Annotated in this window: 9 protein-coding genes (1 of these 9 cut by a window edge); 5 read left to right on the forward strand and 4 right to left on the reverse strand. The window is 51.4% G+C overall.

Going from position 1 to position 8725, the window contains the following annotated elements; genetic code table 11:
• Positions 1–2 precede the first annotated feature (2 nt).
• Positions 3–911 (reverse strand): cation:proton antiporter, encoded by a 909-nt coding sequence (locus CJA_RS04355; RefSeq protein WP_012486543.1) that lies wholly within the window; start codon positions 909–911, stop codon positions 3–5.
• Between the two features lie 67 nt (positions 912–978).
• Positions 979–2721: a chloride channel protein gene (locus CJA_RS04360; RefSeq protein WP_012486544.1), complete on the reverse strand. Its 1743-nt coding sequence runs from the start codon at positions 2719–2721 to the stop codon at positions 979–981.
• 164 nt (positions 2722–2885) lie between these two features.
• Between CJA_RS04360 and argC the strand changes: the two genes are divergently transcribed.
• The 4 genes from argC to erpA all read left to right on the forward strand — a co-directional run bounded on the left by argC (position 2886) and on the right by erpA (position 5673).
• The gene (gene argC / locus CJA_RS04365; RefSeq protein ID WP_012486545.1) at positions 2886–3932 is read left to right on the forward strand and encodes an N-acetyl-gamma-glutamyl-phosphate reductase; all 1047 of its coding nucleotides are present in this window, start codon (positions 2886–2888) and stop codon (positions 3930–3932) included.
• A gap of 124 nt (positions 3933–4056) precedes the next feature.
• Entirely contained in the window at positions 4057–4815 is a 759-nt protein-coding gene (locus tag CJA_RS04370; RefSeq protein WP_012486546.1) for a DUF6776 family protein, read from the forward strand.
• Between the two features lie 22 nt (positions 4816–4837).
• Complete coding sequence (locus tag CJA_RS04375) at positions 4838–5251, forward strand: bactofilin family protein (RefSeq protein WP_012486547.1); 414 nt, start codon at positions 4838–4840, stop codon at positions 5249–5251.
• 68 nt (positions 5252–5319) lie between these two features.
• Positions 5320–5673 carry an iron-sulfur cluster insertion protein ErpA gene (gene erpA / locus CJA_RS04380; RefSeq protein ID WP_012486548.1) on the forward strand — a complete coding sequence of 118 codons (354 nt, stop codon included), beginning with the start codon at positions 5320–5322 and terminating at the stop codon, positions 5671–5673.
• Positions 5674–5709: 36 nt separating this feature from the next.
• Here the strand turns inward: erpA and CJA_RS04385 are convergent, their stop codons facing one another.
• Positions 5710–6849 (reverse strand): anhydro-N-acetylmuramic acid kinase, encoded by a 1140-nt coding sequence (locus CJA_RS04385; protein ID WP_012486549.1) that lies wholly within the window; start codon positions 6847–6849, stop codon positions 5710–5712.
• Positions 6850–6857: 8 nt separating this feature from the next.
• A complete protein-coding gene (locus tag CJA_RS04390) occupies positions 6858–8291 on the reverse strand; it encodes a peptidoglycan DD-metalloendopeptidase family protein (protein ID WP_012486550.1) in 1434 nt (477 codons plus the stop codon).
• Positions 8292–8511: 220 nt separating this feature from the next.
• Between CJA_RS04390 and tyrS the strand changes: the two genes are divergently transcribed.
• A protein-coding gene (gene tyrS / locus CJA_RS04395) for a tyrosine--tRNA ligase (protein WP_012486551.1) crosses the window boundary here: on the forward strand, positions 8512–8725 show its 5' end (the start). 1094 nt of this gene lie beyond the right edge of the window; 214 of the gene's 1308 nt are visible here — the first part of the coding sequence; it begins with the start codon at positions 8512–8514; its stop codon lies off the right edge, out of view.

Genomic DNA, 8725 nt, shown 5'->3' on the forward strand with positions numbered 1-8725 from the left:
AGTTAACCTTGCTGGCTTGATTCTGGTGGTGTGGATTGTTGGATATCCATACCGGGTGGTACATCGACTATAGCGGCTGGCTCTGTTGGGGGGCTTGCCGCTTGTTGTTGCCTACCATAGCGCAAGTTGCCATAGGCTAGCAGTAACGCAGACATCAAAATCAATAACATCACGGCACTTTGCGGGAAGTCAGCGATGACTTCGCTGTCGGGCAGGCTGAGAATTAACAGAATGAGGAGGGCAATACCGGCGATCATGGGCACAAAGCGCACATGGGCTTCGATGCGGCTAATCAACCAATAGAGCACCAGCGCTGATAAAACGCCAACCGCTAAACTGATCACCAGGGTGCCTGCCGAGGTGATGGCGCGCGTACCGAAATTGCCGTTGCCTTCGAGTAAGGCATAAAACAGCAGTACGCCCATGATGTCGGAGAGCGAGCTTTCGTAGATGACGAACTCTTTTAGTTTGGAGGACAGGGCGCTGGCGGCAGGTATAGCAACTGCACTGGAAATAACGGCCATGGGCACGGCATATAGCCAGGCCTTGCGCCAATCCACATCAAATGCCACGTAGATCAGGCTGGCGACCAGGCCTCCGGTAATTAATAAGCCCAGTAATGAACAGAGACTGGCGCGTCCGATTAAGCCCAGGTTATCGCGCGAAATACGCAAATCCAGTGCACCCTCAAGTACGATCAGAATCAGTCCGAGCGTACCGACGATAGGCAGAATCACATCCAGTAAGGGAATTTGCAGGTTGAAATAATCGAGGATCAGGCGTGCAGCTATACCGCAAAAAATCAATAACACAACCGAGGGGACGCGTGAGTGATGCGCCAGGGCATCAAACAGATAGGAGACAATAACAATACTGCTTAGGGCCAGGAGAATCCAATTCAGTAATTCCACTTATGCAACCTCGGAGAGTGAGCCTGTTTTAACATGGGGAGTATAGAGAGCGATGTGGCAGGTTTACTCAAAGCTTGTAGTAATTATTGATTTTTTCCAGTGTCACTATACCGATCATGCTATCCTCCGGATTGGTAATAAACCCGGCTTCGGCCTGTGCTTGTTGCATTAATTGCTGGGCTTCGAACAGGGTGGACTCCGGGGGCAGTTCGATCATATCCAGGCGCCGTCCGGCTATTTCCAAGAGGTTAATGGCTGTTTTGTCAGGCTCTTGCGCTAAGTGTGCCGCAAGTTCATGGGGCGCGAGCAGTTGTTGGTTGTTTAGCACTAACCAATGGGGATGTCGCGCCAGCAATTCATTGGCTTGCTCCCGGCTGACTTCCGTTGGGCACAGGCGGAAATGCCGATCCAATAACTGGCGTGTACCGGTTTTGCTCAGTAATTGTTCGCTGATTTGCGGCGTGCGAAATTTTCCCTGGATTTTCAGTAGCGTCTCGAACAGGCCATCGCAGCGGAAAACCCAGCGGGTGCTCAGGCAGGCGACAACAACCATCAACATGCTGGGAAAAATAATGGCAGGATTATAGGTCAGCTCAATGATAGCCATCATGGCCGCCATGGGAGCGTTCAGCGTGGCGCCCATCATGGCGCCCATCCCCAATACCACATAGAAACCGATATGGCTCGCAGATCCGGGCATCAGGTTATTGGCAATAATTCCTATGGCACCACCGGCACAGGCCCCGATAAAGAGTAAAGGACCTATCACCCCACCGGGCATACCCAGGCCAAGGGCCGCAGTCGTGACGAATAACTTGGCAATAAGGATACCCAGGAGCAACCAGAATCCCAGATTTCCCTGCAGGGCTTGATTAATTGTGTCATAACCGACGCCCATGATGTGGGGAAACGCATAAGCAACCAAGCCTGTCAGCAACCCGGCTATGGCAAAACGCAGTAAAACAGGGTGATTGAGTGAGTGCCTGCACCAAAATGCCTGCAGGCGTATGTAAGCTGCCGCCAGCAGGGCAATAAACAAACCGGCGAGGATAACCAGGGGGAGTTCTAATAATCCGGCATGATCGCTCTGCAGTAACTCAAAATTGATGACATTGCCAAAGGCCAGGTGAGAAATCGTGGTTCCGGCAACGGCAGCAAGGATCACAGGAATAAAACCGGCGATAGTGTATTCCATCATCACCACTTCCATGGCGAAGATAACGCCGGCCATGGGAGTATTGAAGCAAGCGGCTATAGCGGCGGCGACACCGCAACCGGCAAGTGGACGCAAGCTATTTCCAGGCAATTTCAGCCACTGGCCGAGCAAGCTGCCTGCGCCTGCACCGAGATGCACAGCAGGGCCTTCGCGTCCCACCGATTGCCCACTGAGCAAACAGGTCGCCCCGCCCCAGAATTGCACCGAAAAATTGCCCCAGGGCATGCGCCCCTGGTGGTTCTGCAAGCGATCGATAACATGGGCAACACCGGTGGCATGATGGCGCTTATCGATAAACTGCAACACCAGTCCCAGCAACAGGGCACCGGCCAGTGGTAGGATGATATGCATCTGCCCACTCAGCGCTTCGAAATTCTCAAAATGATCAGGCAGCCAATAGCCGAGGGGAATTTCAATTAACCAGCGAAAGAGAACAATCACCAGACCTGCCAGTATGCCGGTTAACAAGCCCAGCAAGGTCAATTGGGGTAGGGCATCGACACTGGCCAGGCGATCGCGCAGTTGTTCAATCCAATAGCGGGTGCGCCATTTGGTGAGTTTCCTGGGGGATAGTGGGGCTACATCCTCCGCCATGTCGTTTACCTGTGTTAAGCCTCTGAATATCGAGGCAGCTTTCGCTTTCGATTTGATAACAAGGCTTTTATGATAGCCCTCTTGCTCTGGGCGACTACCATACCCAGAGTCTCTAACTGACGCAAATAGCAGACGATTTACCGGGACGACTTAAGGGGGTCGACGTGATTAAAGCAGGTATTGTGGGTGGAACCGGATATACAGGTGTGGAATTGCTCCGCCTGCTGGCCAAGCATCCCCAGGTTGAAGTGAGTGTAATTACGTCGCGTGCCGAGGCGGGTGTCAAGGTCGCCGATCTGTTTCCCAACCTGCGCGGCCATGTTGATCTGGCATTCACTGAGCCTGATGTCAATATCCTGGGGCAATGTGATGTGGTCTTTTTCGCCACGCCCCATGGCGTAGCCCAAAATATGATGCCGGTGCTGATGAAAACTGGTACCCGCATTGTCGACTTGTCTGCAGATTTCCGTATTCGCGATGTACCCCTGTGGGAGAAGTGGTACGGCCAGACCCATGGTGCCCCGGATCTGGTTTCCCAGGCAGTCTACGGTTTGCCGGAAGTGAATCGCGATGCTATTCGCTCGGCCAAACTGGTCGCCTGCCCCGGCTGTTATCCAACCGCAACCCAGTTGGGATTTTTACCCCTGATTGAAAACAACCTGGTTGATCCTTCGCGCCTGATCGCCAATGCGGCCAGTGGTGCCAGCGGTGCTGGTCGCCAAGCCAAAATCGATAATTTGCTGATGGAGATTAGCGACAGCTTTAAAGCCTATGGCGTGAAAGGCCATCGCCATTTGCCGGAAATAGAACAGGGACTGCGCGACGTGCAGCCCGCAGGTGTTGCGGCGGCACAACTGACATTTGTTCCGCATCTGTTGCCGATAATTCGCGGCATCCATGCCACGCTTTACGCAACCCTGCTGGATGTGAACCAAGTCCCGGATTTGCAGTCTCTCTACCAACAACGTTATGCCAACGAGCCTTTTGTGGATGTATTACCGGCGGGTGAAATGCCGCAAACGCGCAGTGTAAAAGGCTCAAATGTTTGCCGTATCTCGGTTTTTCGGCCACAGGCGCGCGATACTGTTGTCGTATTGTCCGTGATCGATAATCTCACCAAAGGTGCATCAGGCCAGGCCATCCAGAATATGAACATTATGTTTGGTTTTGATGAAACGGCTGGTCTGGATGTCGTTGCCCTGTTGCCCTGATGGATCGCACACAGCCTGAAAATGCTGTGTATCACCCCGGATTTAACGACCAGAAAGAACCCCTGCCTTAACTGGCAGGGGTTTTGATAATCACAATTAACCATAAGAACCGGTTCGATATCCTATGGCGAAAGTAAAAGGCTCTCCCCAGTACCGAATGAAAGTGGTTCCCCACCGTCCTGTGCGCAATCTGTTGCTGTGGTTGCTGCTGGGATTACTTATCCTGGGCGCTATAGTAGCAACCTATGGTTATGCCCAGTACAGGGCCAATCAGTTGGGGATGTCTCCTGAAGCAGCAGCCAAACTGCGCACTGAGCGCGATCAGATAGTTAAGGATCTCGCTAGCCTGCGTCAGCAACTTACCCAGGCTCAAATGAATGCCGAAGTTGACCGCAAGGCATCGGAAGATTTGCGCCAACGCTTACTGGAAAGGCGTGAACAAATTGCCCAGCTGGAGCGTGAAGTGTCGGTTTATCGCATGATGTCTGCGCGGACATCGCGCAATCCGATGGGGATCAGTTTTGGCACTTTCTCGGTTAAGCCTGTCGACAATTCTGACCTTTACCATATGAAGCTGGTAGTACAGAAACTGGCAGAAGGGGATGACGAATTTGAAGGGCTTCTGGAATCTACCCTGGTTGGAAAGCAGGGCGGCACAGAGCAAAAATTGCCCTTGGCACAGCTGGTGGTAACACCGGAAGGTGGACAACCCCTGGCAGATAAAATCCCGGTAGACTTTAAGTACTTCCAAAATATTGAAGCAGACCTGCGCCTGCCTGAAGGGTTTGAGCCCGAGCGCATGGATGTAAAACTGGTGTCCTCCTCGCGGCGTAATCCACTTGTGGTAGAGCAACAGTTGGAGTGGGTGCAGGCCGACGATTAAACAACTCAACAGGATTCGATTTATGGCATTTTCAAACAATCATACCCTTATCTCGCGCGGGACCCGTTTGGTCGGTGATTTGCATTTCAGTGGCGATTTACAACTGGAGGGGCAAATTGAGGGCAATATCTTTGCAGAGGCCTCCAAAGACGCCAAATTGGTCATTGCAGATACCGGATTGATCAAAGGTGAAATCCATGTGCCAGTGGTAGTCGTTAACGGTCGCGTTGAGGGAAATATCCATGCTGCCAAACACTTGGAGTTGGCCAAGAAGGCTTGGGTGACTGGGACGGTACATTACAATGTGATTGAGATCGTTAATGGTGCCAAAATTAATGGGAGCCTGGTTAACACCAATGCCGCTGATAAATCGACTACCCAGGACCCGGTTAAATCCCCGGAGCCAACCAAACTGCAAGGCTTATCGAATAGTTGACTGTTTTGCTGGGGTAAAGGGATAATAATTTGCGCTTTTGGCGTTTGTTGTGTTCTTTGGAGTTGCCCATGTCCACCCCCGAAATCTATGTTCCCCAGGTTGTTACTGTTACAGACAGTGCTGTTGCCAAGGTCAGAAGCCTGATCGAGGAAGAAGGCAATGCCGATTTGAAACTGCGTGTCTATGTGACTGGCGGCGGCTGCTCTGGCTTCCAGTATGGATTTACCTTTGATGAACTGGTTGCAGAGGATGACTCTGTTGTAGAGCGCGGTGGTGTTAAGGTTGTGGTGGATGCTATGAGTTACCCTTACCTGGCTGGTGCACAAGTTGATTATGAGGAAGGACTGCAAGGCTCAAAGTTCGTTATACAGAACCCTAATGCATCCAGTACTTGCGGGTGTGGTTCTTCCTTCTCCCTATAATGTGAGTGCTGTTTTGTTGTTGGTTGCTTGCCTCTCTCATGCGTAGTAAACCCCTCCTAGAATGACCTCCTGCCGAGCGCCAGTGACAGCACAGAGATTGCCGGGGCGCCGGTTGAGTGTTTGTTCCGCAAGCCAGGCAAAGGCCATGGCTTCAATCCACTCGGGCGCTATCCCCTTATCCTGGCTGGTGCATACCGTATCATTGGGAAGTTCATTGCGTAAGTGGCCCAGTAGTTCTCTGTTGTAGGCACCTCCACCGCACAAAATCACTTCTTTGGCACTGTGGCTCAGATTGTGAGTTGGCTGGGCTATCGTCTTCACTGTTAACGCCAGTAATGTAGCTTGTATGTCTGTAGCAGAAAGAGGTAACGGCAATTTATGCAGCGCTTTTTCAAGCCAGGGTAGGTTGAACTCTTCCCGGCCGGTACTTTTAGGGGCTGGCAATGAAAAAAAAGGATGTTCCAACAGGGTATTTAGAAGCCGGGAGTCTATGTTGCCTGATGCTGCCCAGACACCATCACGATCAAATGGCTGTTGGCGATGAAGTTGGGTCCAGGCATCCATCAATACGTTGCCTGGCCCTGTATCAAATCCCATAACGCTACCTTCTTTGCCAAGCCAGGTGATATTGGCCATACCGCCAATATTCACGATAACCCGATCTTTACCATCACCCGGAACAGTAAAAAGCGTGCGATGGAAAGCTGGTACCAGCGGTGCTCCCTGGCCCCCGGCGGCCATATCCCGCCGGCGAAAGTCAGCAACTGTTGTAATTCCCGTCAACTGGGCAAGCGTATTCGGATCGCCGATCTGCAAGGTAAAGGTTTTACCGGTGTAGGTGGGATCATTGTGCTGTGGTGGGCGGTGGCGGATGGTTTGGCCATGGCTGCCAATAGCTGCTATCTGTCCTGCATGGCAGGATGCACTTTGCAACAATTCATGAACGGCACGGGCAAATAATTCGGCTAGCTCAATATCAAGGCTACCCAAGCGGTCTATTTCGTTGGTGCCAGGTAACGAGAGGGCGTGAATTTGCGCCCGTAGTTGTGGGGGAATAGCCACGCTATGAGAGGCAAGCAAATGGGGTGGGTTGCCCGGTTCTACCAGGACAGCGTCTATGGCATCAGCGCTGGTTCCTGACATCAAACCAACAAAATAGCGCTTATCCATAGGCATTAACCCAATCAGTTGTTGCGGGTAGTACCTTTGGCCATAGCCACCTGAGTGTTATCACTGAACTCATTCAGCTTGGCAATCAATGGGCGTGTTGACTCATTAAATACAGCCAGTTGGCTCTTATCGATACCCATGGATTTGGGGAGTGGCACTGTCACGGGGTTGCGCACTTGTCCATTGACATGGAATTCATAATGCAGATGCGGGCCGGATGCCAAACCCGTAGAACCGACGTAGCCGATAATATCGCCCTGACTAATCCGGGTTCCGGCCCTCATTCCCTTAGCGAAGTTATTCATATGGCCGTAGAGGGTTTCGTAACCGCTGCCATGGTTGATGATAATGCAATTCCCATAACCGCCCTTACGCCCTGCAAAGGAGACCTTTCCATCGCCTGTTGCACGTATAGGCGTACCTCGTGCAGCGGCATAATCGGTACCTTTATGGGCGCGAATAATATGCAATACAGGGTGTTTGCGGGCCAGGTTAAAGTGCGAACTGATGCGGGCAAACTCAATGGGGGTACGCAAAAAAGCTTTCTGCATACCGCGTCCATCGGGAGTGTAGTAGCGCGCTACACCATCTTTATCGACATAACGTACAGCGCGGAAGGTTTTTCCGCTGTTGGTAAATTCGGCTGCTAATATTTTGCCATAACCAATACGCTTGCCATCCAGGTGTTGTTCTTCGTACATCACTTTAAAGGCGTCGCCTTTTTGGATATCCAGCGCAAAATCTATATCCCAGCCAAAAATATTAGCCAGTTCCATCGTTAATCCCGTGCTCAGCCCCGAGCGTTTTCCGGCCATGTACAGGGAGCTATCAATAACACCCTGGCTAAAACCATGTTGTATATCAGGCTGGAGCGATGTGTCTTTAGCGATAAACCCTTTGGATGCACGGGTAAACGTCATACTATCCAGCGTGTTTATGGTGTACACCAGTTCTTTAAGCTGGTTGTCATCTACCAGGAAAGTCAGTTTTTGGCCCGGTTTGATTTTGCGCAGGTTTTTGGCTTCTGCCGCATCATTAAAGAGCTCATAAATATCCTTGTCGCCAAGCCCGGCGCGACGAAACAGCAGCGACAAGCTATCCCCTGACTGTACGGTAAACTCTTTGGGTTGAGGGCCTTGAGGAAGCACTTCGGCTTGCGTGCTGGTTGCAAGTGGAAGTGCCGAAGGCGGAGTATCTGTCGTTTGCGAGAGAGGCTCGGTATTCAGTGACACATCCAGGCTTGGTAGCAGGGGGCGGGCATCAAAATTCGAAGACTCGGTGCTGGAGATGGGAACTGCAATGGTGGATTCGGGATCTTGCGGGTGACTCACTACTAAGGAAAAGAGAAGGCACAACAACAATAACGCGAGAGCAATCATATGCCCTCGGGGAAACGCATTAATCAATGAAATAGCGGTAATGTTAGTGCGGCTCTTCGGCGGTGCCATGAGAAATCAGCTCGTCTTTATGAAAAAAGTGATCCAACAGAGGGCACTTTATAGCAGAAAAAAACGCCAAGAACACCCCGAAACTTCATCTTATTGTCACAAGTCGGTGAATTGGCCTTGTAATTGAAGGAAGATAAGGTATCTTTGCCGACTTTTTCTGCTTTTTACCCTGAAATATAGTCACAATCCCCGGCTTGGCCGGTTTTTTGGTGGGTGCTTTATGACGTCGATAGACACACATTTTTTACAAGAGTTGCAAGAGCGAGGACTGATTGCACAGATGACAGGGGGGGACTCCCTGGCTGAGCATCTGAATACGGGTAGTCGCACTCTTTATAGTGGCTTCGACCCTACAGCGGACAGTCTCCATATCGGCCATTTGGTTCCGCTGCTTGCACTCAAGCGATTTCAAATGGCCGGCCACAAGCCTATTG

Source organism: Cellvibrio japonicus Ueda107 (assembly GCF_000019225.1).
Taxonomy (GTDB): domain Bacteria; phylum Pseudomonadota; class Gammaproteobacteria; order Pseudomonadales; family Cellvibrionaceae; genus Cellvibrio; species Cellvibrio japonicus.